Origin of the sequence: Saccharopolyspora sp. NFXS83 (assembly GCF_026241095.1) — a bacterium.
GTDB lineage: Bacteria > Actinomycetota > Actinomycetes > Mycobacteriales > Pseudonocardiaceae > Saccharopolyspora_C.
The window spans coordinates 26,979-47,921 of record NZ_JAPFGB010000039.1; the positions used below are offsets into that span (position 1 = coordinate 26,979).

Annotated in this window: 17 protein-coding genes; 12 read left to right on the forward strand and 5 right to left on the reverse strand. The window is 71.5% G+C overall.

Annotated features, from left to right (window positions below; genetic code table 11):
* Positions 1-120: 120 nt before the first annotated feature.
* The 6 genes from OOZ19_RS28005 to OOZ19_RS28030 all read left to right on the forward strand — a co-directional run bounded on the left by OOZ19_RS28005 (position 121) and on the right by OOZ19_RS28030 (position 7,442).
* Positions 121-744 carry a TetR/AcrR family transcriptional regulator gene (locus tag OOZ19_RS28005; RefSeq protein ID WP_266093163.1) on the forward strand — a complete coding sequence of 208 codons (624 nt, stop codon included), beginning with the start codon at positions 121-123 and terminating at the stop codon, positions 742-744.
* 269 nt (positions 745-1,013) lie between these two features.
* Positions 1,014-1,727 (forward strand): Imm1 family immunity protein, encoded by a 714-nt coding sequence (locus tag OOZ19_RS28010; protein ID WP_266093164.1) that lies wholly within the window; start codon positions 1,014-1,016, stop codon positions 1,725-1,727.
* 371 nt (positions 1,728-2,098) lie between these two features.
* Complete coding sequence (locus tag OOZ19_RS28015) at positions 2,099-3,880, forward strand: ABC transporter substrate-binding protein (RefSeq protein WP_266093165.1); 1,782 nt, start codon at positions 2,099-2,101, stop codon at positions 3,878-3,880.
* A 3-nt stretch (positions 3,881-3,883) separates the two neighbouring features.
* Positions 3,884-4,921, forward strand: a complete 1,038-nt coding sequence (locus OOZ19_RS28020) for an ABC transporter permease (RefSeq protein WP_266093166.1) — start codon at positions 3,884-3,886, stop codon at positions 4,919-4,921.
* On the forward strand, positions 4,918-5,850 hold the full coding sequence (locus OOZ19_RS28025; RefSeq protein WP_266093167.1) for an ABC transporter permease: 933 nt from the start codon (positions 4,918-4,920) through the stop codon (positions 5,848-5,850). The genes OOZ19_RS28020 and OOZ19_RS28025 overlap by 4 nt, the downstream gene beginning before the upstream one ends.
* Complete coding sequence (locus tag OOZ19_RS28030) at positions 5,847-7,442, forward strand: dipeptide ABC transporter ATP-binding protein (protein ID WP_266093168.1); 1,596 nt, start codon at positions 5,847-5,849, stop codon at positions 7,440-7,442. The genes OOZ19_RS28025 and OOZ19_RS28030 overlap by 4 nt, the downstream gene beginning before the upstream one ends.
* 4 nt (positions 7,443-7,446) lie before the next feature.
* Here the strand turns inward: OOZ19_RS28030 and OOZ19_RS28035 are convergent, their stop codons facing one another.
* Both OOZ19_RS28035 and OOZ19_RS28040 read right to left on the reverse strand, forming a co-directional pair.
* Complete coding sequence (locus tag OOZ19_RS28035; RefSeq protein ID WP_266093169.1) at positions 7,447-8,076, reverse strand: nucleoside/nucleotide kinase family protein; 630 nt, start codon at positions 8,074-8,076, stop codon at positions 7,447-7,449.
* Positions 8,077-8,364: 288 nt separating this feature from the next.
* A complete protein-coding gene (locus OOZ19_RS28040; protein WP_266093170.1) occupies positions 8,365-9,297 on the reverse strand; it encodes a S66 peptidase family protein in 933 nt (310 codons plus the stop codon).
* Between the two features lie 264 nt (positions 9,298-9,561).
* Between OOZ19_RS28040 and OOZ19_RS28045 the strand changes: the two genes are divergently transcribed.
* The 3 genes from OOZ19_RS28045 to OOZ19_RS28055 all read left to right on the forward strand — a co-directional run bounded on the left by OOZ19_RS28045 (position 9,562) and on the right by OOZ19_RS28055 (position 11,819).
* The gene (locus OOZ19_RS28045; protein WP_266093171.1) at positions 9,562-10,128 is read left to right on the forward strand and encodes a DUF3090 domain-containing protein; all 567 of its coding nucleotides are present in this window, start codon (positions 9,562-9,564) and stop codon (positions 10,126-10,128) included.
* Between the two features lie 6 nt (positions 10,129-10,134).
* Positions 10,135-10,929 (forward strand): SCO1664 family protein, encoded by a 795-nt coding sequence (locus OOZ19_RS28050; protein ID WP_266093172.1) that lies wholly within the window; start codon positions 10,135-10,137, stop codon positions 10,927-10,929.
* 62 nt (positions 10,930-10,991) lie between these two features.
* On the forward strand, positions 10,992-11,819 hold the full coding sequence (locus tag OOZ19_RS28055; protein WP_266093173.1) for an SDR family oxidoreductase: 828 nt from the start codon (positions 10,992-10,994) through the stop codon (positions 11,817-11,819).
* A gap of 4 nt (positions 11,820-11,823) precedes the next feature.
* On the opposite strand, the gene OOZ19_RS28060 is transcribed toward OOZ19_RS28055, so the two are convergent.
* Entirely contained in the window at positions 11,824-13,047 is a 1,224-nt protein-coding gene (locus tag OOZ19_RS28060) for a serine hydrolase domain-containing protein (RefSeq protein WP_266093174.1), read from the reverse strand.
* Between the two features lie 282 nt (positions 13,048-13,329).
* Between OOZ19_RS28060 and OOZ19_RS28065 the strand changes: the two genes are divergently transcribed.
* From OOZ19_RS28065 to OOZ19_RS28075, 3 genes are all read left to right on the forward strand, one after another.
* Positions 13,330-14,733 (forward strand): ATP-binding protein, encoded by a 1,404-nt coding sequence (locus OOZ19_RS28065; RefSeq protein ID WP_266093175.1) that lies wholly within the window; start codon positions 13,330-13,332, stop codon positions 14,731-14,733.
* Between the two features lie 81 nt (positions 14,734-14,814).
* Positions 14,815-16,776 carry a vWA domain-containing protein gene (locus tag OOZ19_RS28070; RefSeq protein ID WP_266093176.1) on the forward strand — a complete coding sequence of 654 codons (1,962 nt, stop codon included), beginning with the start codon at positions 14,815-14,817 and terminating at the stop codon, positions 16,774-16,776.
* 162 nt (positions 16,777-16,938) lie between these two features.
* The gene (locus tag OOZ19_RS28075) at positions 16,939-17,691 is read left to right on the forward strand and encodes an alpha/beta fold hydrolase (protein ID WP_266093177.1); all 753 of its coding nucleotides are present in this window, start codon (positions 16,939-16,941) and stop codon (positions 17,689-17,691) included.
* Between the two features lie 397 nt (positions 17,692-18,088).
* On the opposite strand, the gene OOZ19_RS28080 is transcribed toward OOZ19_RS28075, so the two are convergent.
* A complete protein-coding gene (locus tag OOZ19_RS28080; RefSeq protein WP_266093178.1) occupies positions 18,089-18,760 on the reverse strand; it encodes an HAD family hydrolase in 672 nt (223 codons plus the stop codon).
* A gap of 484 nt (positions 18,761-19,244) precedes the next feature.
* A complete protein-coding gene (locus OOZ19_RS28085) occupies positions 19,245-20,939 on the reverse strand; it encodes a DUF2637 domain-containing protein (RefSeq protein ID WP_266093179.1) in 1,695 nt (564 codons plus the stop codon).
* Positions 20,940-20,943: the final 4 nt, after the last annotated feature.

The window sequence follows — 20,943 nt, forward strand, 5'->3', positions numbered from 1 at the left end:
CGCGAGGCGGTGATCACTCTCGCGCTACAATGATTACTCTGCGATGTCAGTCTGGAGGGCGGTTGCCGCTCGGGACGGCACCAGGGGAGAGACGTGTCGACGCAGGATCACAGGGGTTGCATGCCGCAGCGTAGGAATCGTCGGGTCCAGCTCGCCGACGCCGCGATCGAGGTGCTGGCGCGGGAAGGGGGCCGTGGCCTGACCCATCGGGCGGTGGACCGCGAAGCCGGTTTCCCCGAAGGGACCACCAAGAACTACCACGCCAGCCGCGACTCCCTGTACGTCGCGGTCGCACGGCGGATGGCCGATCAGCACACGGCCGCGATGCGCCGGTTGCGCGAGGGGATGCCGGACGGGGTGTCCGCCGCGGACGTGCGCACGCTGTACGTGGCGATGCTGCACCGGATGTCGACCTCGGCCCGGTCGCAGTTCCTGGCGCTGTTCGAGCTGCAGCTGGAAGGGGTGCGCAACGCGCAGGTCCGCGCCGCGCTCGGCGAGATGACCTTGGCCGGGGTGGACTCGGCGGTGACCTTGCACGCCGCGGTGGGCGAGCCGATCTCGGCTCGCGGTGGCGGGCTGCTGGAGGCGGGGATGATGGGCGTCGCGATGTCGATGCTGAGCCTGCCCGACGACGTGGTGGGCCGGATCGGGTTCGGCGACCCGGAGTCGCTGGGCCGGTCGTTGCTGGGCATGGCCGCCGAAGCGGAACCCGCCGACGGGTTGTTGCGCGGGCAGGCCAGCTGACCTTCCGCCGAGCAGGTGAACGGACCGCTCGTCCCGGCGGGACGAGCGGTCCGTTCGTGCTTGTGCCGTTCTTCCCAGGGGGTGCGCTGACCTGCGGTTTCGCCGGTGCCGTCTGGGAAGTGGCCGCGCTGTGAGATCGCAAGATCACGACAGGTAGTCTTCGTTCTCCCGGTACCGCTGTCCGCGCGCGCCGAGCGGGTTGGCATCATGACCGGCGGCGTGTCCATGCGAGAACAGCAGAATCGACTCCCGTGGGGTGCAACGAAGGCATGTCGAATCCGCCTCTGCAAGACGGCCCGGTCGAACCTCTGGCGGTCGTGTTCGCCCGCCTCACCGACGTTCCGCTGGACCAGGTGGACAAGCTGATCGAGTCCACCAACGCCGTCTACGGCGAGCTCAACAAGATCCACGGCCACCCGTACTGGGGCGAGCTGGTGCTGCACCAGGGCGCTGCGATCAAGGCCTTGCGGGAAGCGCGGGAGTGCCTGGACGCGCTGCGCTCGGAGGCCGTGGGGGCGCGCAACACCGAGCTCGGCGTCACCGTCGCCACCGCCGTCGTCGACGGCGAACGCCACTACGCGACGACCTCCGACGACAAGGCCTCCCTGGTGGAGAAGGTGCTGCGACCGCCGACAGCGGGCGCCGCCGCGCACCTCTACGTGTGGGACCGGCCCTACGAGAGCGACGAGATCGCCGGGCCTTACCAGCAGCTGCGGGTCGTGACCGATCCGGAGGCCGAGGTCGGAGTGCTCAACTACACCGAAGAGTCCGAGGAGGGCGACCTCACCTCCTGGCACACCCGCAACGCCGAGCCGCTGCCGGACGCGCCGAAGCTGCGCTTCGACACGGGCAGCGCGCTGCTGTTCCCGAAGGACTCCGTGCTGCCGTTCCGCGCCCTGCGCGCCGGGCTGCTGGAGCACGTCGTCGACGGCGCCCGCCCGGATGCGTTGCAGTGGCAGCAGGCCCGCTGGGGCGAACACTGACCACCTGTCGCCGCTCTCGTCCTGCTCCGGTGCGCGGGTAGCGCAACCTCACCGTCGGCTCCTGTTGCGATGGGGTCGGGCAGCGGAACCTCGGCGGCTTCCTCGTTGCGGAATCGATTTCTCGCAGCCGCCGAGTTGAACGACAGGTAAGTCGAGCGGCTTCGCCGCCGACGGGACAACGGCACTCGAACCCCGGCGGGCAAGATCGAAGACAGGCTTTGATCGTGCAGGTGGGCGTCGTCGGAGGCGGGTTTGCGTAACGGTTGGGTACACACTCCGTGAGCAGTTCAGCGGCGCGGCCGGTGGAGCATTGACGAAACGCACTCGGGGATGGTTCTTTCTCCTCACTTCTGGAGAAGGGTGGGTGCTTCGTGGGACGAAGAATCCTCGTTGCGCTGGTCGTCCTGGCCGGGTTGCTCGTTCCGAACGCCGCCATCGCGCAACCCGCGGCGGGTGGTGCGGCGAAGTTGCGGGTCGCGGTGCCGCAGCAGATCGACTCGCTCAACCCGTTCCTCGGGTACTCGCTGGCGGCCACCGACCTGTTCCGGCTGATCTACCCGACGCTGACGACCTACAGCCCGCAGGACTTCTCGGTCACCCCGGAGCTGGCGGAGCGCTGGGAGACCTCGCCGGACAAGCTGACCTGGACCTTCCACATCCGTCCCGGCGTGCAGTGGACCGACGGCCGGCCGGTGACGGCGCGGGACGCGGCCTACACCTACGACCGGATGATGCACGACCCCGCCGCGGCCACCGCGAACGGCAACTTCGTGGAGAACTTCGAGTCGGTCGCCGCGCCCGATGAGAGCACCTTGGTGATCCGCACCAAGACGCCGCAGGCGACGATGCTGGCGATCGACGCGCCGATCGTGCCCGAGCACGTGTGGTCGCAGGTCGACGACGTGGCCGGATTCGCCAACGACCGGATGCCGGTGGTGGGTTCCGGGCCGTTCGAGCTCACCGAGTACGAACCGGAGCAGTACGCCACGCTGCGCGCCGACCCGCGGTTCTGGCGAGGACCGGCGAAGATCTCCGAGCTGCAGTTCGTGCAGTTCAAGAACACCGACGCCTCGGTGCAGGCGCTGCGCAAGGGCGAAGTCGACGTCGCACAGAAGCTCACCCCCGCGCAGTTCGACGCGCTGGCCGACGAGCCGGACGTCGAACAGGTCCAGGGCCAGGGGCGCCGGTTCTTCGAGATGCTGATCAACCCGGGCGCGGCCAACAGCGCGGGATCCCCCATCGGCACCGGCCACCCGGCGCTACGGGACGTGCGGGTGCGCCGCGCGATCGACCAGGCCGTCGACAAGCAGGCCCTGGTGGACCGGGTGCTCACCGGCTACGGGCAGGTCGGCGGCGGCTACCTGCCGCCGATCTTCGACGACTACCACTGGGCGCCACCGCAGCCGCGCCGGTTCGACCCGGCCGCGGCCAACGCGCAGCTCGACGAGGCCGGATATCGCCGCGGACCCGACGGGATCCGCCGCACACCGCAGGGCGAGCCGTTGAACCTCGGGTTCATGCTGCACGCGAGCACCTCCGCCGACGCGCAGGTCGGCGAATTCGTGAAGCGATGGCTGGCCGACGTCGGCATCGCCGTGGAGCTGGAACCGGTCTCGGACAACCAGGTCAACGATCGCACCACCGCGGGCGATTTCGACCTGGCGATCTCCGGCTGGTCGGCGAACCCGGACCCGGACTACGTGCTGCGGCTGCAGACCTGCGGCTCCCGGCCGAGCCCGGAAGGCGGTGGCACGCCCGACTCGTTCCTGTGCGACCAGGTCTACGACGGCTTCTACGCGCGCCAGCTCGGCGAGTTCGACCCGGCGAAGCGGATCGACCTGGTCAAGCAGGCCCAGCAGCGGTTCTACGACCAGGCGACCGCATCGGTGCTGTACTACCAGAACTCGCTGGAGGCCCACCGCAGCGATCGCTACAGCGGGTTCACCACGCAACCCGCGACCGAAGGGGTCATCACCGGGCAGCAGGGCTACTGGGGCTACTACGGCGCGCAGCCCACCCCGGCCGCGATGAACTCGCAGGGCACCGACTACGGAACGGTCGCGCTGGTGCTGGTCGGAGTGGTCGTGGTCGCCGGTGCGGTGATCGTGCTGGTGGTGCGGCGCAGGCGAGCCACCGTCGACGAACGGGAGTGACGCATGGCCGACGTGACGGTCGAGGCCGAGGCGCGCGCGGAGCACGTCCGCTCCGGCGGCGGCTGGCCCGGCTACATCGCGCGCAAGCTCGGTGGCGGGTTGGTGAGCGTGTTCCTCGTGGCGGTGCTCGGGTTCTTCCTGTTCCGGGTGCTGCCCGGCGACCCGGTGCGCACCATGACGCGCGGCGCTCCGGTCTCGGCGGAGCAGATCGAGCAGCTGCGGCAGCGGTTCGGGCTGGACCAGCCGCTGTGGAAGCAGTTCCTGGACTTCCTCGGTGCGCTGCTGCGCGGTGATCTCGGCACCTCGTACACCTACAGCAGGCCGGTGGCGGAGCTGATCGCCGAGCGGTTCTGGCCCACGGTGCTGCTGGTGGGCACGGCGACGGTGCTGGCGGTGGTGCTCGGGTTGTGGATCGGCACGCGCGCGGCGTGGCGGCACGGCAGCGGGTTCGACAAGGCCTCGACGTCGATCGCGCTCACCTTGTGGTCGGTGCCGACGTTCTGGCTCGGGCTGATCGTGCTCATGGTGTTCGGCGTCGGTGTCGGGCCGATCCCCGGCCTGTTCCCGGTCGGCGGCATGTCCTCACCGGACACGCCGGCGGAGCTGATCCCGCAGGTGCTGGACGTGGCGCGGCACCTGGTGCTGCCGTCGCTGACGATGGTCGCGGTGATCTACGCGCAGTACCTGATGGTGATGCGGTCCTCGCTGCTGGAGGAGATGGGCGCCGACTACCTCACCACGGCCCGCGCGAAGGGCCTGCGGGAGGACCTGGTGCGGCGCAGGCACGCGGTGCCGAACGCGCTGCTGCCGACCGTGACGCTGATCTTCCTGCACCTGGGGCTGGTGGTCGGCGGCGCGATCACGGTGGAGACGGTGTACTCGTGGCCCGGCCTGGGGCTGCTGACCTTCGAGGCGTTGCGCGTGCCGGACCTGCCGCTGCTGCAGGGCACGTTCATCGTGCTGGCGGGGAGTGTGATCGTGATGAACGTGGTGGCGGACCTGCTCTACCGGGTCCTGGACCCGAGGGTGCGTGCGGCATGACGGCCACCGAGCCCGTGACCCCGGAGGAAACGGCCGCGCCGACGGCGGCGCAGCTCGTGCGGGCGCGGCGCCGGGCCGCCGCCGCCGAGTCCTGGCGGGTGTTCCGCGCCGACCGCGGCGGCGCGATCGGCCTGGTGCTGCTGGTGCTGATCGCCGCGCTGGCGCTGCTGGCGCCGCTGCTGACCGATCAGACCGGGCTGGACGTCACGAAGGTGACCGGCGAGGGGCTGCAACCGCCGAGCGCGGAGAACTGGCTGGGCACCGACGAGTCGGGGCGTTCCGTGCTGCTGCTTACCTGGTGGGGCGCGCGGGTGTCGCTGCTGGTCGGGCTGGCCGCGGCGGTGCTGTCGGTGGTGATCGGCACGGTCGTGGGCGTGCTCGCCGCGCACTTCGGTGGCTGGACCTCGACGGTGCTGATGCGGTTCACCGATTTCTTCCTGGTGCTGCCCGCGCTGGTGCTGGCCATCGCGTTGTCGACGGTGCTGGCGCGCGGGTTGCCGACGATCGTGCTCGCGATCGGCGTGACCTCGTGGCCGACGACGGCTCGGCTGGTGCGGGCGCAGACCTTGACCGTGGAGGCGCGGCCCTACATCGAGCGGGCGAAGGTGCTCGGCGGCGGCCATCGCCACGTCATCGGCAAGCACGTGCTGCCCGCGGTGCTGCCGCTGGTGTTCGCGAACACCACGTTGTCGGTGGCCAGCGCGATCATCATGGAGTCCACCCTGTCGTTCCTCGGACTCGGCGATCCGAGCCGGGTGTCGTGGGGGTCGATGTTGAAGTCGGCGATGGACACGGGCGCGGTCACCGGTGGCGCCTGGTGGTACCTGCTGCCGCCGGGCATCGGGGTCGTGCTGGTGGTGCTGAGCTTCACGCTGTGCGGAAGGGCGATGGAAGCGGTGTTCAACCCGAGGCTGCGGGGGAAGCGATGAGCCCGATCCTGACCTTGCGGGGGACGTCGATCTCCTACCGCGGCGCCGACGGCCTGGTGCCCGCGGTGCACGACGTCGACCTCGACCTGGATGCCGGGGACACCCTCGGCCTCGCCGGGGAGTCCGGCTGCGGCAAGACGACGCTGGCGATGTCGGTGCTGCGCCTGCTGCCGCGCTCGGCGGTGCTCGACGGCGAGGTGCTGCTCGACGGGAAGGACGTGCGGAGCCTGTCGTTCGGGCAGCTGCGCGCGGCCCGGTGGGCGACGGCGTCGGTGGTGTTCCAGGGCGCGATGCACGCGCTGAACCCGGTGCGCACGGTCGGCGCGCAGATCGCGGAGCCGATGCGGTTGCACGGCACGGCCTCCGGCGACCTGACCGGCCGGGTCGCGGAGCTGCTCGAATCGGTGGAACTGCCCGCGAGCCGCGCCGACGCGTACCCGCACGAGCTCTCCGGTGGGCAGAAGCAGCGCGTGATGATCGCGATGGCGCTGGCCTGCGAACCGCGGTTGATCATCGCCGACGAGCCGACGACCGCGCTGGACGTGGTGGTGCAGGCCCAAGTGCTGGCGCTGCTGGGCAGGCTGGTCGCCGAGCGGGGCATCGCGCTGCTGATGATCAGCCACGACCTGTCGGTGCTGGCGGCGAGCTGCTCCCGGATCGCGGTGATGCAGGACGGTCGCATCGTCGAGCAGGGGCCGTCGCGGCAGGTGATGGGCTCGCCGGAGCACGAGCACAGCCGCGCGCTGGCGGATGCGTTCCCCACCGTCGGCGATCCGAAGTTCCGCCTGGTCGATCCGTCGCAGCGCGCCGGGAAGGCGCTGCTGGCGGCCGAGGACGTGTCGGTGAGCTTCCCGGCCCGCTCCGGGCCGCCGGTGCGGGCGGTGCGCGGCGTGGCCCTGGAGGTCGGTGCGGACGAGATCGTCGCCCTGGTCGGGCAGTCCGGTTCCGGCAAGACGACCCTGGCGCGCACGCTGCTCGGCCTGCAGCAGCCCACGTCGGGCTCGGTCCGGTTCGACGGGAAGGTGCTGCCCGCCACCAGCGCGGGCCTGCGCGAGTACCGGCGGCAGGTGCAGCTGGTGCTGCAGGACCCGACCGGCGCGCTCAACCCGCGCAACACCGTCTACGAGGCGGTGGCGGAGGGGCTGCGCATCCACGGCGACGTCGCCGACGAGGCGGCGAAGGTGACCGAGGCGCTGGAGGCCGCCGAGCTGCGGCCCGCGTCGAAGTTCCTGTCGCGGTTCCCGCACGAGCTCTCCGGTGGTCAGCGGCAGCGCGTGGTGATCGCAGGGGCATTGGTGCTGGCGCCGCAGGTCCTCGTCGCGGACGAGCCGGTGGCGTCGCTGGACGCGACGGTGCGCGGCGAGATCTTGGCGCTGCTGCTGCGGTTGCGCGTCGAACGCGGACTGTCCACTTTGGTCATCACCCACGATCTGGGGCTGGCGTGGAACATCGCCGACCGGGTGGCGGTGATGTACCAGGGCGAGATCGTGGAGCTCGGCACCGTGGAGCAGGTCCTGCTCGATCCGCAGCACGAGTACACGAAGACCCTGCTCGCCGCCGTCCCGTCCTTGGACCGCCGTCCGGCGAGCTGAGTGCTCAGGCCACCTCGTCCACGACGGCCGGGTGACCGGGGCGGTCGACGCGGATGACGTGGTCGGCGAGGCGTTCCGGGGCGACTTCGGTGCTGTAGCGGTCGAAGGCGGGCAGCGTCCACCGGTCCGCCTCGGCGGTGCGCCGCGCGAGCGAACCTCCCGGCAGCCACAGGTGCACGGTGCGGTCGAACGGCAGGCCCGCCCCCAGCAGCAGCGGGCCGTCCACCAGCACCACGCCGCGCTGCGGCAGCCGGACCCGGTCGAGCCTGGGGGAGCGGTCGGTCGCGGCGTCCCACAGCGCGGGCAGCACCTCGCCCGTACCACCGTCGGCCAGCGGATCCAGCACCTCGCGGCGCAGTCCGGCGAGGTCGAACCAGCTCTCGTAGAACGAATCCGGATCGTCGCGGCCGTGCTCGAACCGCAGCGAAGCCGGGCGCACGTACCCGTCCATGCGGACCCGGACCACTTCGTGGCCGCGCACTCGCAGCGGCTGCACCAGCTCGTCGGCGAAGCCCGCCGTGCCGGCGGCCTCGGCTCCGTCCACGGCGACCCGGACCCACCGCCGCCGCTCCCCGTCGATGACGTCGGCGAGCTCGTCCGTCAACTTCTCCGGAGTGATGGCCCGAACCCGCATGCCGCCGTTCTACCGGATGTCCGCACACCGCCGCGCCACGGCCTGGGGGCTCAGATCAAGCCGAACTTCGGCATCAGCGAGCGATCGAGGCCGTGCACTCCGCTGCCGTCGACAGATCCCCCGAACGTTCCGAGCCGGGATTGCGCGACCGAGCAGGTCTCATCCTTGAGAACGCGGGGGACCGTGCCGTCGAGTTCGATTCCAGGGCGGTACACCGCAGGCCGCACTCGTCGAAGTCAGGGCGACCGCATACAAGCGTAAGACGCGGTGCACTGCGTCGGACCGCTTTCAGCGCAGGGCTGGTTGCAGGATGCTCAGGCGTTGGGCGGAGGTGTCGAGTTCGGCGGCGACGCCGAGCGGAACGGTGCGCTGGGCGGCGCAGTGGCCGAAGCCGAGTTCCCACAGCACCGGGATGCCGAGGTCGCCGAGCAGGTTGCGCAGCACGGCCCGCACCTCCTCCAGCGGCCCGCACTCGCTCCACGAGCCGAGCGCGATGCCGCTGGCGCGGTCGAACCACCCGGCGCGCAGCAGCTGGGTCAGCGCCCGGTCGAGGCGGTACGGATCCTCGCCGACGTCTTCCAGCAGCGCGATGCCCCGTGCGGGCGGAGCCGCCGCGTCGGGCGCGCCGAGGGAGGCGGCGAGCAGGCTCAGGTTGCCGCCGTAGGTGACGCCGGTCGCGCGCCCCGGCACCAGCGCCTCGGCTCCGCGCCTGGTCAGGATCGTCACCGATTCCGGGGCGAACAGGGTGCGGCGCAGGTGCTCCCGGGCGGGCGCGTCCTCGGAGAAGGCGCCGGTCGCGATCATCGGGCCGAACACGGTGGCCACGCCGAGCCGGGAACCGAAGGCGTCGTGCAGGGCCGTGACGTCGCTGGAGCCCGCGAACACCTTGCTCTCGGCGGCGCCCATCGCCGCCCAGTCGAGGTGGTCGAGCACCCGCATGCTGCCGTAGCCGCCGCGGGCGCAGAGGACGCCATCGACCTCCGGATCGCACCAGGCCTGCTGCAGGTCGGCGGCGCGGTCGGCGTCGCCGCCTGCGAGGTAGCGCAGCCTCGGGTGGCGTTCGCGCACGTGCTTGCCGGGGACGACCCGCAGGTCCCAGTCGCGCAGCAGGTCCAAGCCGGCGTCGAGCTGATCGGCGGGAACGGGACCGGCGGGGGCGACCACGGCGACCGTGTCGCCGGCCCGCAGCCGTCGCGGCCGACGTCGTTCACGGGTGCTCATGCAGGGCTCCGTCCGGAGGTCCGGATCGTGGGGTGCCGCGAAGCGGCAGGAACCGAGCGTAGCGGTCCGCCGTTGATCGGGACCGCAGCCCGCGCCGCGGCGTGTTCGCGTTCGGCGAACAGGTCCCACGAACGGATCAACACCCGTTTCGACTGCTTTCCGCGCACCTGTTCGGTACCGATGGTGCTGCTGAGAGGGTGTGCGGGGCGGAACGGGGGACGGCTGCGCGGTCCGCGGCCCGAGTGGCTTACTGTCGAAGGTGCCATGGCTCGTGTCATCCACGTCTTCCGCCAGCCCGACCGGTTCGTAGCAGGGACCGTCGGGGAACCCGGTGAGCGCACGTTCTACCTGCAGGCATCCGAGGATGTCCGCACGGTCAGCGTGCAGCTGGAGAAGCAGCAGGTCTCGGTCCTCGCTGAACGGATCGGTGCCCTCCTGGAGGAGGTGCAGCGGCGCTTCGACGCGGAACTGCCCGCCGCCCCGCCGGAGGACCTCGTCGACGCCGACCCGCTCGCGGTGCCGGTGGAGGAGGAGTTCCGCGTCGGCACGATGGGCCTGGGCTGGGACGCCGAGACCGAGGCCGTCGTCGTCGAACTGCTCGCGGTCACCGAGGAGGAGATCGACGAGTCGGTGGTGCTCGACGACACCGAGGAAGGGCCGGACGCGGTCCGCGTCTTCCTCAGCCCGGCCGACGCCCGCGCCTTCGCGGAGCGCGCCGAGCGGGTCCTCAACGCCGGTCGCAAGCCTTGCCCGCTGTGCGGGGAGCCGCTGGACCCGGAAGGGCACATCTGCCCCCGGCAGAACGGTTACCGCCGCTCCGAGGAGGACTAGCCGCCCGTGCACCCCGATGATCCGGCCGTTCGCGAGGTCCTGGCACACGGCCGCATCGAGGTCGAGGGACGGCTCGTGGAAGCCTCGAACGCCACGTTGTTCTGCTCCGTCGAGCTCAACGGCGCCGCCGCCGAGTGCGTGTACAAGCCGGTTCGCGGGGAACGGCCGCTGTGGGACTTCCCGGACGGCACGCTCGCCGGGCGCGAGGTCGGGTCGTTCCTGATCACCGAGGCGCTGGGCTGGGACCTGATCCCGCCGACGCTGCTGCGGGACGGGCCGTTCGGGCCGGGCATGGTGCAGTTGTGGGTGGACACCGAGGAGGACTCGGAGCTGGTCGACCTGGTCCCGCCTGCGGAGGTCCCGGATGGCTGGCGGGCGGTGCTGCGCGCGCAGGACCACCACGGCGACCCGGTGGTGCTGGCGCACTCCGATCACGAGGCGCTGCGGCGGCTGGCGGTGCTCGACATCGTGATCAACAACGCGGACCGCAAGGGCGGCCACGTGCTGCACTCGCCGCGCGGCGAGGTGTTCGGCGTGGACCACGGGGTGAGTCTGAACGCGGAGAACAAGCTGCGCACGGTCCTGTGGGGCTGGATCGGGGAGCGGCTGCCCGACGACGCGGTCGACGCGCTGAGCCGGTTCCGCGCGCTGCTGGAGGGCGAGCTCGCGGCCCGGCTCGCCGAGCACGTCACGCCGAAGGAAGTGCAGGCCGTCGCCGAACGGGTCGACGCGCTGCTGGCCGCGGCGGAGTTACCGGCGCCGTCGGGTGAGTGGCCCGCGATCCCCTGGCCCGCGTTCTGACCGCTCCGGTGGCCCGAGGAAAATCGGATGCATCGGGCATATCGCTGGGTGATCATCCGGGTATGACCGCAGACGGTGAGCATTCCTTGGCCCGCGATCCGTTCCCGCTGCGCGACCGGACCGCGTTGGTGACGGGCGTGAGCCGCAGGCAGGGCATCGGGTTCGCGATCGCGTCCCGGATGGCGGCCTGGGGCGCGAGCGTGTTCCTGCACCACCACCGGCCGCACGACGCCGAGCAACCGTGGGGCGCCGACGACCTCGACGAGGTCCGCGCGGGCGTGGCCGGGCACCTGTCCGGCTCGGCGAGGGTCGCCGACGCCGCCGGGGACCTGGCCGACCCGGACGAGCCGGCCCGGCTGGTGCGGCGGGCGGTGGCCGAGTTCGGGCGACTCGACGTGCTGGTGTGCAACCACGCCCGCAACGGCTCCGATGGGGCGCTGGGTGAACTGGACGCGACGATGCTGGACGGGCATTGGGCGGTGAACACCCGCTCGTCGCTCCTGCTGGCGCAGGAGTTCGCCGCCCGTCACAGCGGCTCGCCCGGTGGGCGTGTGGTCTTCCTGACCTCGGGGCAGCGCGCCGGCCCGATGCCCGGCGAGATCGCCTACGCGGCGGCGAAGGGCGCGCTCGCCGAGATCACCCTGACCATCGCCGAACAGCTCGCCGGTGCGGGCATCACGGTGAACACGGTGAACCCCGGCCCGGTGCAGACCGGTTACCTCACCGAGGCCGATTGGGCGGCGATCGGCCACATGTTCCCGTTCGGCCGCTGGGGCGAGCCGGACGACCCGGCCCGGCTGATCACCTGGCTGTGCACCGACGAGGCGCGCTGGATCACCGGTCAGGTGCTCGAATCCGAGGGCGGTTTCGCCCGCTACCGCCAGCGGTGAGCCCTCAGTCCACCAGTGCCTGGTAGACGAGCTGGTGGAGCTGGGAGCGGATCGGGTGCGTGCCGGACGGGATGAGCTGGGTGAAGAACTGCACCGACAGGTCCTCGGCCGGGTCCACCCAGAACGCGGTGCTGGCCATCCCGCCCCAGGACAGCTCGCCGGGAGTGGCCACGACGTGCGAGGCCACCGGGTCCTCGACGACGGCGAAGCCGAGCCCGAAGCCCTTGCCCGCGTTGGCGACTTCGGAGAAGGAGCCGTTGGCGATCTCGTCGAGGTGCGCGCCGCCGGGCAGGTGGTTGCGGCTCATGTAGCGCAGCGTGCGGTCGCTGAGCAGCCGCACCCCGTCGAGCGCCCCGCCGCCGAGCAGCATGCCGGTGAAGCGGTGGTAGTCGTAGGCGGTGGACACGAGCCCGCCGCCGCCGGACAGCGCCCGCGGCGCGGCGTCCGGCGGGGAGTTGCGCGGCACGGTGGCCTTGCCCGCGGCGTCGGCGAGGTACAGCGAGGCCAGCCGGTCCTTGTCCTGCGGTGCCACGGTGAAGGCGGTGTCGGTCATGCCGAGCGGTTCGAAGATGCGGGTGCGGAAGAACTCGTCGAGCCCCATGCCGGAGGCGACCTCGACGACGCGGCCGAGCACGTCGGTGGACACCCCGTAGTTCCACGAGCTGCCCGGTTCGAACAGCAGCGGCATCGCCGCGTAGTCGTCGCACACCGCGGCGAGGTCCTGGTCCGGGGTGCCGTAGTCGTAGCCGGTGCGCCGGTAGAGCTCGTCGACCGGGTGGAGCCGGTTGAAGCCGTAGGTGAGCCCGGCGGTGTGGGTCAGCAGGTGCCAGATCCGCACCGGCTCGGTCGCGGGCCGCGTCTGCGCGGCGCGGGCGGGGCCGCCGGTGTAGACGCGCTGGTCGGCGAAGGACGGGATGAGCGTGCTGACCGGGTCGGTGAGCTCGAACGCGCCCTCCTCGTAGAGCATCATCGCCGCGACCGAGGTGATCGGCTTCGTCATCGAGTAGATGCGGAAGATCGTGTCGTCCTCGATGGGCGCGGCGGTGGCCACGTCGCGGTGGCCGTGGCTGCTGAGGTGCGCGATGTGGCCGCGGCGGGCGATGAGCACCTGCCAGCCGGGGAGCTTCCCGTCGGTGACGTAGGTCGCGAAGTGCCGGTCGAGGCGCTGGAGGCGTTCCGGGTCGAAGCCCGCGCGGACGGGGTCGGTCTCGATCTGCGACGGGCTCACTGAATCTCTCCTCTGCCGGGGCCGTTCACCTTTCTACTCGTCGGTACCGACGATGTGCCAGTGTCGCCCGACACGTTCGGTGAACGCCGTTCTCCGCCGTGCGGACGCGCTCGGTGCTCGCCACGCGCGGGGTGAGCCGGGATCTTCGCCGGGTCCGCCGGCGGGCGCCGAGCCGCTGATCACCGGGATTCGGTACCGGCGTGCGGAAACCCGTTGGCACGGCGGTGTTTCCGTTCCGTGACGTGTTCGCGACCGTCGTGGGGAGCGAGTAGCGTCGAACGGGTGACGAACTCTCGGACCCCACCTCCCGGATTGCCCAGTACGGCGGGCGAGCTGCGTGTCAGCGGATACCTGCCGTACGGCGTGAAGGTCGAGGTGCGCCGCAACCTGCTGACCGCGCTGCGCTCCGGGAATCCCTTGTGGTCGGGCATCGTCGGCTTCGAGCGCACCGTGCTGCCGCAGCTGGAGCGCGCCTTGATCGCCGGCCACGACGTGGTGCTGCTCGGCGAGCGCGGGCAGGGCAAAACGCGCCTGCTGCGCGGGCTGACCGCGCTGCTCGACGAGTGGACTCCGGTGATCCCCGGCTCCGAACTCGACGAACACCCGCTGGAACCGATCACGCCGAGCTCGCTGCGCCGCGCCGCGGAGGAGGGCGACGCGCTGCCCGTCGCGTGGCGGCACCGCGACGACCGCTACGTGGAGAAGCTGGCGACGCCGGACACCGCGGTCGGCGACCTCATCGGGGACGTGGATCCGGTGAAGGTGGCCGAAGGGCGGTCGCTCGGCGACCCGGAGACCATCCACTTCGGACTGGTGCCGCGGGCGCACCGCGGCATCGTGACCATCAACGAGCTGCCCGACCTGGCCGAGCGGATCCAGGTGGCGCTGCTGAACGTGATGGAGGAGCGGGACGTCCAGGTGCGCGGCTACAGCCTGCGGCTGCCGCTGGACGTGCTGCTGGTCGCCACCGCCAACCCGGAGGACTACACCAACCGCGGGCGGATCATCACGCCGCTCAAGGACCGGTTCGGCGCGGAGATCCGCACGCACTACCCGTTCGACCTCGACGACGAGATCTCCTTGATCCGGCAGGAAGCCCTGCTGGAGGCCGAGGTCGGCGATCACCTGCTGGAGGTGCTCGCCAGGTTCGTGGGGCACCTGCGGGAGTCCTCGGCGGTGGACCAGCGCTCCGGCGTCTCGGCGCGGTTCGCCATCGCGGCGGCGGAGACCGTGTCGGCGGCGGCCCTGCACCGGGCGGCGCTGACGGGGGAGGACCCGGCGGTGGCGCGGCCGGTGGACCTGGACGCGGTGCCCGCGGTGCTGCGCGGCAAGTTGGAGTTCGAGGCCGGTGAGGAGGGCCGCGAGGACGAGGTCCTCGGCTACCTGCTGCGCCGCTCGGTTGCCGACACGGCACGCGGCCTGTTCGCAGGGCTGGACCTGCATTCGCTCGTCGACGCGGTCACCGGCGGCCACCAGGTCGCGACGGGCGAGCGCATCGCGGGTTCCGACGTGCTCACCGCGCTGCCGGAACTGCCGGTGCTGCACCAGGTCGCCGAGCGGCTCGACGTGCGCGCCGGTGACCCGCCGGGGCGCATCGCGAGCGCGGTGGAGCTGGCGCTGGAATCCCTGTACCTGGCGAAGAAGCTCGCCAAGGACACCGACGAACAGCGATCGGTGTACGGCTGAGGTGGCTCTGCTCGCGGCATCGATCCCCTTGCCGGGTTCGGCCGCCCGACTCACTGCGCAGATGATTCTGAGAGGACCCCGATGACCGGCCGCGCTCGCCGCTACCACTACGGCGCATGGCACGGCGGTTCCGATCCGCTGGAGCCGCCGGTGGACCTGCGTTCCGCGCTGGACCAGATCGGCCGGGACGTGATGGAGGGCGCCTCACCGCGCTCGGCCCTGGAAGAGCTGCTGCGCACCGGCACGCGCGGCACCAGCGGCCTCGACGAGCTCACCCGCCGCTTGTGGCAGCGCCGCAGCGAGTTGCAGCGCAGGCACAACCTGGACGGCACGGTGCAGGAGGTGCGCAGGCTGCTGGACCGCGCCCTCGACCAGGAGCGGCGGGCGCTGGCGGCGGAGGACGGCGAGGACGCCCGGTTCCGCGAGCTCCAGCTGAGCGCGCTGCCGCCGGACGCGGGCGGCTCGGTGCGGGAGCTCGCCGAGTACGACTGGCGCTCGGCGGAGGCGCGCGAGGCGTTCGAGGAGATTCGGCGGATGCTGGGCGGCGAACTCCTGGAACAGCGCTTCGCAGGCATGAAGGACGCGTTGCGGGGGACCACTCCGGAGGACGTCGAGCGGGTGCGCGCGATGCTCGACGACCTCTCCGAGCTGCTGGCCGCGCACGCCCGCGGCGACTCGGACGTGCCGCGGCGGTTCGACGAGTTCATGGCCGAGCACGGCGAGTTCTTCCCGGAGAGCCCGCGCGACGTGGACGAGTTGATCGACGCGCTGGCGGCTCGTTCGGCCGCCGCGCAGCGGATGGTGAACTCGATGAGCGAGCAGCAGCGCGCCGAGCTGGCGGAGCTCTCGCAGCAGGCGTTCGGCGACCCCCGCATCGGCGAGGCGCTCAACCGGATGGACCAGCAGCTGCGCTCGCTGCGTCCCGGTGAGGACTGGTCGGGGCGTGGGAGGTTCCGCGGCGATCAGCCGATGGGCCTGGCGGAGGCGACCGAGGCGATGGCCGAGCTCGGTGAGCTGGAGCAGCTCGCTGAGCAGCTGGGCCAGTCCTATCCGGGGGCGAGCCTGCAGGACATCGACCTGGAGGCGTTGGAGCGCCAACTCGGCGAGCGGGCCGTGGTGGACGCGCAGCGGCTGGCCGACATCGACGAGCAGCTGCGCAGGCAGGGCCTGCTGCAACGAGCGCCGGACGGGAACCTGCGGCTGAGCCCGCGGGCGATGCGCAGGCTCGGCGAGACGGCGCTGCGCTCGGTCATCTCGCAGCTGCGTTCCCGCCAGGGCGAGCGCGACACCGACCGCGCGGGTGCGGCCGGGGAGCTCACCGGCACGACCCGCCCCTGGGCGTACGGCGACACCGAACCGTGGGACACGGGCCGCACGGTGCGCAATGCGGTGCTGCGGCGAGCGGCGAGCGGCCCGTCGGCACCCCGGCTGGACATCGAGGACCTGGAGGTCGCCGAGACCGAGCAGCGCTCCCGCGCGGCCGTCGCGCTGTGCGTGGACACCTCGTGGTCGATGGTGCAGGACGGCCGCTGGGTGCCGATGAAGCGCACCGCGCTGGCGCTGCACCACCTGGTCGCCACCCGGTACCGCTCGGACGCGTTGCAGCTGATCACCTTCGGACGCCACGCGTCCACTGTGGACGTGGGTGAGCTGGCGGCGCTGGAGGGGACCTGGGAGCAGGGCACCAACCTGCACCACGCGCTGCTGCTGGCGGGTCGGCACGTGCGGCGGAACCCGGACGCGCAGCCGGTGGTGCTGGTCGTCACCGACGGCGAGCCGACGGCGCACCTGGAGGCCGACGGCGAAGCCGTGTTCCAGTACCCGCCCACCCCGCGCACGCTCGGTGTGACGCTGTCCGAAGTGGACTCGTTGCGCCGCCTGGGTGCCACGCTGAGCGTGTTCATGCTCGGTGAGGACCCGCGCCTGGAGGCGTTCGTCGACATCGTCGCCCGCCGCGGTGGCGGCCGGGTCGTCGCCCCCAGCGCGGACGGCCTGGGCGCCGCGGTCGTCGGCGACTACCTCCGCACCAAGCGCCAGCGGTGAGGTGCTCCCGACCCGGGCGCTTGGAGGCCGGGGGCGCGGCTTCGTTCCGCAGCAACAGAAATCCCCGGCTGACGGCGAGCTCGTGGTGGCGGGGATACGGTGAAGATCGAACATGTTCGACAGATCACAAGAAGGCTGATCCGTCCGAGCTCGAGGAGCCTCATGCCAGCGGTGTTCCTGAACGGGAATCCTGAGAGCGGCGCGATCTGGGACTTGCTGCGCGCCGAACTGGCCCGGGAGGACGTCGTGAGCCTGTCCCCTCCCGGATTCGGCGCTCCCATTCCGGACGGGTTCGGCTGCACCATGCCGGACTACCGGGACTGGCTGATCGCGGAGCTGGCGGAGCTCGGGGAACCGGTCGATCTCGTCGGCCACGACCTGGGGGGAGCTTTCACGGCCGTCGTTGCCATGGCTCGACCCGATCTGCTGCGAACCTGGGCCAGCGACGCCTTGGGCGTGTTCGATCCGGATTACGTCTGGCACCACCTCGCGCAGCAGTGGCAGACACCCGGCGTCGGCGAGGATTCGGTGGCGGAGCTGCTGGGCGGCACGCTCGAAGAGCGCACCGAAGCCATGGCAGCCCGGGTCACCGACCGGCCGGTCGCCGCACGGCTGGCCGCGGCCCAGGGGCCGGAGACCAGCCGGGCGATCCTCACCTTCTACCGCTCCGCGGTCCAGCCGTTCATGGCAGATCTGGGGCAGGGCCTCAGCGCCGCAGCGGCACGCCCCGGCCTTGCCCTCGTCGCCACCGATGATCACCTCGGCGGTCCGCAGGACATGCACCGCCGATCCGCAACCAGGGCGGGAGCCCAGGTCGCGCCCCTCGACGGAGCGGGGCACTGGTGGATGGTGCAGGACCCGGTCCGCAGCGCTCGGGTGCTCACCTCGTTCTGGGCTGAGCAGGCCGACAGCTGAGAGCGGCCCCGGGCGGGCGTGTTTCGTGACCGCCGTCCACGGTCCGTGGCTTCGCGAGGTTTCGTGGTCACGTCGAATTCGATCCGTCGAGGGCGGTCAGGTTCGTCGTGCGGGAAGTCGAGATCTGGGACGAATCCTCGTTCGCCTTCGAACCGAACGATGATGTCGAAGCCGTCGCGAACCGATGACGAGATGTCGTTGTCGATGACGATGAGCTGAATTCCGTAGCGGGCGACCGACGACTTCGCGCCTCGGTGACGAGTTCGATCGAATTCTGGTCTTGCCGGGTTTGCAGCGGTCGTGCTCTCTTGGGCGTGCGAGCGGTTTCCGGCGGCGGTTCGATGCAATTGGACTTCGTGCGCCGTGGCGCCGAGCCGCTCGTATTCGCAACGTCGGTTCATCCGGACAGGAGTTCGTTCGCTCGTTCCAACGCGCCGGAGAGGCTGGTGGCGGTGGGGATGCCGCGGTCGGTGAAGTGGTCCAGGGCGTGCAGGGCCGTCGGGCCCGAGTGGTAGACGACGCAGTGCGCGCCGACGGCCGCGGCGGTCTCGGCGTCGTCCACGGTGTCGCCGATGAGCACGACGTCGCGGGGGTCGGGGGAGCCCAGCGCCGCCAGGTGGCGTTCGATGTGCGCGGCCTTGGTGTCGGGGGCCGGCTCGGTTCGTCCCTGGACGTGGCGGAAGGAGCTCTCGATCCCGGCTCCGCGCACCGCGGGCAGCAGCACGTCGTGCGGGCACATCGACAGCAGCGACTGCGTGCCGCCCGCGCCCGTCCAGGCCGCGAGGGCGAAGCGGGCGTCCTCAGCGAGCGATACCTGCGGCAGCGCGAGGTCGTAGCACTCGTCGAACCTCCGCAGCACCGCCTCCAGTTCGCCGGGGGAGAGGGAGCGGCCCGCGAGCCGGTCGCAGAACGCCGAGATGGGCCGGGTGAAGTGCCGCTGGTGTTCCTCGAGAGTCACCCGGTACCCGGCATCGGCGAAGGCCGCCGCGACGGAGTCGATCATGACTTGCCCGTCGTCTAGCAGCGTGCCGTTCCAGTCCCACACGATGTGCCCGTCGAACTCAGCCACCGGCGCTCCCCTCGAACCGTCGTACCGGTTCCGAGCCGCCGTCCCGGGAGCAGCGCCGCCGCCCGCCTGGCCGCGGGACGGCTCGGACCCAGCACGGACCTTGCCCGCCGAGAGCTCGTCATGAACTCGGGCGAAGCCGCATCATCCGGCTGCCATCCGAAGATCACCCGAGCAGAGCACCACCCACCACAGCGAGTGCGCATCGCGCGGACGACGGTCCGAGCGACAGGAATCCGTTTCACGCGAACGGGATTCAGGCGGCGCCCAACGACCCGCCGGGGTCGGCCACCGTCCTGTCAGCGGCGAAGCCGCTGAGCGGTGACCACCTCGATGACCGGGCCACCGGGGGTCTCAGCGGTTTCCTCGCGAGGACGGAGATGTCCCTCGTGACGGAGCCACTCGGGACATCGATCCCGCAGCGAGGAAACCACTGAGGTTCCTGACCATCCTGCAAGAACGGCTCAACCGTTCTTGCAGGAACGACTCAACTCTTCGCGGCGCCGACCAGGTCGGCCGGGTCTTGGGCCTGTTCCTGGGCCATGGACTTGCGGACCGCGTTGATCTGGCGGCGGCCCCAGCTCTCGGACAGGCCGTAGCGCTTGCCGAGCTCGGCGGGCTTGACCGGCTGGTCCGCTTCCACCGACTTTCGGTAGTCGGCGCGGGCCGCGGAACGCCTGTCCCGGTCGCTCAACGGGCCGTCGGGGACCGGCGGGAGGGTCAGCGTCTGCTCGGAGTCGCTGACGGTGTCCGCGTCCTTGGCCTTGGCGGAGCTCTTGTCCGCGTCGCCGCTCGACTTGGAGTTCGCGGCCGTCGCCGTGGCGGTGGACTTCGCGGCTCCGGTGCTCGTGGTGGCCGTGCCGCCCTTGGCGGTCTCGTCCTTCGCGGGAGCCTCGGGCTCGGGCGAGCTCTCCGCCTTCGCCGCGGTCTCGTCCTTGGCGGGAGCGGACTTCGCTTCGGTGGAGACCTTGGGCAGTTCGATCGTCACGGTGGCCGCCTCCGCGCCGTGAACGGTGGTCTCGGCGTTCTTGCCGGATCCGCTCTTGGCGGCCTTCGCCCCCGAACCCTTCGCGGTGCTCTTCGACGTGACCGGTGCGGTCGCGGGCTCCTCCGGCTTGCCCGCCGTCGCGGCGGTCTCGGTCTCGGTCCGCGCGGTCTCCGCGTCGGCAGCGTCCTTCGTGGACGCGCCGGTCCGGGCGGACACCGTGCTGGTCGCGGTGGCTGCGGCGCTCGCCCCGGCCATCTCGCGCACGGGACGAGTAACGGACTCGGTCTCCGGTTCCGCAACAGGGGGAGCTGCGGGGGCGGTGTCGCTAGTGGTGGAGGTGCGAGGTGCCTCAGCGGCGGCGGTGGAAGCGGTCACCTCCGGGCGGTCGGCGGGCCGGGACGCGGCCGTCGGCTGCTCCGCGTCGACTCCGTGCGGACTGTTCGCGGCGCCGGTGTCCTCCGATGCCTCCTGCCGAGCAGGGGCGGCGGTGACGAGGTCCGCGTTGGCGCGCTCGTTGGCGTACTGCTCCTCCTCGGCGCGAGCCGCGGCCTTGAGCGCGGCGGCGCGGCGGGTGCCGGGCGGGGCGAGCGTGCCGAGGCCGGCGATCTCCTCGACGGGAATGTCGATGACCTGCTTGCGGAACGCCTCGCTGGTGCTGCGGCGGTCCACCATCCAGCGCAGGACCAGCAGGCCGGGACGCAGCCGGAAGCCGCGCATGCCGTGCTTGGCCTCGTAGTCCGCGCGCAGCTCCAGCAGCACCACGTCGAACACCGCGACGGCCGCGATGGGCAGCCCGGCCGCGACGATCTGCGCCTCGTGGCTGGGCTGGTGGATCCAGTTGATCCAGGAGCTGACGCCGGTGAACGCCCACATCAGGATCCGCCCGCGCACCGCGGACCGGCCGTTGATCGACGAGCGGTAGGTCATCAGGGTGCACGCGAACGCGGCGCCGTCGAAGGTGGCGGGCACCAACCACGCCGACCAGTAGGTGAACCCGGCCATCGATTGCATGCCGTACTCGTGCAGGCCGACGAAGCTGGCGCCCCAGCCCATCACGGCGGCCATCGCTACGAAGATCAGCGCGGCGATGGACAGCGAACGGCTGCCCCTGTCGCTCGACGCGCCGGGATACCCGTCCGCGCTCATTTCCGGGCTGCTGATCGGGCGCTCGCTGCTCTTGGCGGCGTCATGCACGGGG

Excerpts from the sequence above, each read along its gene's own strand:
- OOZ19_RS28005 (WP_266093163.1), top strand. The coding sequence starts at position 121 with ATGCCGCAGCGTAGGAATCGTCGGGTCCAGCTCGCCGACGCCGCGATC.
- OOZ19_RS28010 (WP_266093164.1), top strand. The coding sequence starts at position 1,014 with ATGTCGAATCCGCCTCTGCAAGACGGCCCGGTCGAACCTCTGGCGGTC.
- OOZ19_RS28020 (WP_266093166.1), top strand. The coding sequence starts at position 3,884 with ATGGCCGACGTGACGGTCGAGGCCGAGGCGCGCGCGGAGCACGTCCGC.
- OOZ19_RS28025 (WP_266093167.1), top strand. The coding sequence starts at position 4,918 with ATGACGGCCACCGAGCCCGTGACCCCGGAGGAAACGGCCGCGCCGACG.
- OOZ19_RS28030 (WP_266093168.1), top strand. The coding sequence starts at position 5,847 with ATGAGCCCGATCCTGACCTTGCGGGGGACGTCGATCTCCTACCGCGGC.
- OOZ19_RS28035 (WP_266093169.1), bottom strand. The coding sequence starts at position 8,076 with ATGCGGGTTCGGGCCATCACTCCGGAGAAGTTGACGGACGAGCTCGCC.
- OOZ19_RS28040 (WP_266093170.1), bottom strand. The coding sequence starts at position 9,297 with ATGAGCACCCGTGAACGACGTCGGCCGCGACGGCTGCGGGCCGGCGAC.
- OOZ19_RS28045 (WP_266093171.1), top strand. The coding sequence starts at position 9,562 with ATGGCTCGTGTCATCCACGTCTTCCGCCAGCCCGACCGGTTCGTAGCA.
- OOZ19_RS28055 (WP_266093173.1), top strand. The coding sequence starts at position 10,992 with ATGACCGCAGACGGTGAGCATTCCTTGGCCCGCGATCCGTTCCCGCTG.
- OOZ19_RS28070 (WP_266093176.1), top strand. The coding sequence starts at position 14,815 with ATGACCGGCCGCGCTCGCCGCTACCACTACGGCGCATGGCACGGCGGT.
- OOZ19_RS28075 (WP_266093177.1), top strand. The coding sequence starts at position 16,939 with ATGCCAGCGGTGTTCCTGAACGGGAATCCTGAGAGCGGCGCGATCTGG.